This window comes from Halorubrum sp. SP9 (assembly GCF_005435015.1).
Taxonomy (GTDB): domain Archaea; phylum Halobacteriota; class Halobacteria; order Halobacteriales; family Haloferacaceae; genus Halorubrum; species Halorubrum sodomense.
This window is the reverse complement of record NZ_SGXU01000069.1, coordinates 1-1499: the sequence shown is the minus strand read 5'-3', so window position 1 is coordinate 1499 and position 1499 is coordinate 1. Positions and strand designations below refer to the sequence as shown.

General features: G+C 38.7%; 1 protein-coding gene. It reads left to right on the top strand.

The genetic code is table 11. The annotated features are described in order from the left end of the window. On the top strand, positions 1 to 1375 hold a 1375-nt coding region (locus tag EXE45_RS16265; protein ID WP_206750478.1), incomplete at its 5' end, for a hypothetical protein. Between the last annotated feature and the right edge of the window lie 124 nt (positions 1376 to 1499).

The following is a 1499-nucleotide window of genomic DNA, read 5'->3' as shown; positions in this document are numbered from 1 at the left end:
TGAAATTATTTTTACCCTCGCTCTTTTAGCTGGACTCTATCTTATTATTAAACGACTTACTACAAACAGATGGGTACCAATATATGCACTTACATTTATTGTACTGATTTGGATTCCTATTGGATTCAAATCAAGTAGAGTAATTATGTCACTTCCATATATATATTTGGGCGTCCTTTCTATACAATCGGGTTTAACACAGCGTCGAATTATCGGGCTATCGCTCGTTGTGACTATTGCAGGCCTTATGAGCCAGGAAGTCGGTGGGTTCTTATCAATTGGATTTCTCTCATTACTTCTAATATGCGAATACAACAGCCCTGCGCCTGTTAGCTACTGGAGAGGGGCTAAAAAGCTGACTCTATTCGTAGGAGTTGGTATCATTAGTGTAACACCAGTTCTCTATTATTACTTTATAAATGACGCTATATTCTATCTGATACATGATCTCTTTCTATCTCTCCCCGCATTTTCTGAGGCAATGGGTATCTCAGTAATTCGCCCAATTATGCGCCCCTTTTTAACTTTTGAACTATCATTAATGGGTATATTAAGATTTGGGTTTAGATCGGTGAATTCATTCCTTTTCTTTTTACCACCGATATTAGTAGCTATCACTGTAAAACATCTATTACAGACGTATAGAGAGACAGACGAAGTGTCTGGAGATAATTATTCTCTTGGTTGGATCGCTGTTGTCGCATCTCTCTTCTACTTCATCGCACTTGGCCGTAGCGATATGTCGCATCTCGCAAATGCAATTTTCCCCTCTGTCGTATTGTTATCGCTCTTACTAGATGAATACTACCCGGAGTTAAATGTACATCGTAGCAGCCGGCTGGGCCATTTACCCGAAATGAAAGAAATTACAATTCTCTGTCTGGTGCTTAGTACACTACTTATCCCAGCAGGAGCTGGACAGATGCGATTGTTATTAGGAAATCCTCTGTTAGGAGGCCAGAATTATGTTGATTCTGATATTCAAACAGCTGATCGCTTGCAAATTTCTGAGAAGGAATATGAGAACATTTCAACAACCGTGGAAACAGTCAAGAAAATACAAGAAGGATCCAATTCAAAGTATCACGTTGTGGCGTTACCCTATCTCCCGGGATATTACCCACTCACAGGATCTATACCTCCAACACGATATGCATCATTCTTACCGGGTGAGATGGATAACCGAGATATTGCAGACCTCATTAGTACTATGAATAATACAGACACAATTATTATTTATAATACAAATAGAACGATATATACTAATGAGGGAGATATATCTTTACAAGATTATTATCCTCGACTTCACAATTACATTATCAATAAGTGTAATTTAAAATCCACTAAGAATGACACAAAAGTATATACTTGTTAACTCTTAACACTCTTAATTAAATGAATTAGAGTGCTTTGTTGAATCCGATGATGGCGTGGGAATCACCGTTTGAGTGCTTGTTCGAGGTTGCAGACTGCGGCGGTCAACACGAGTTCGCGGAACT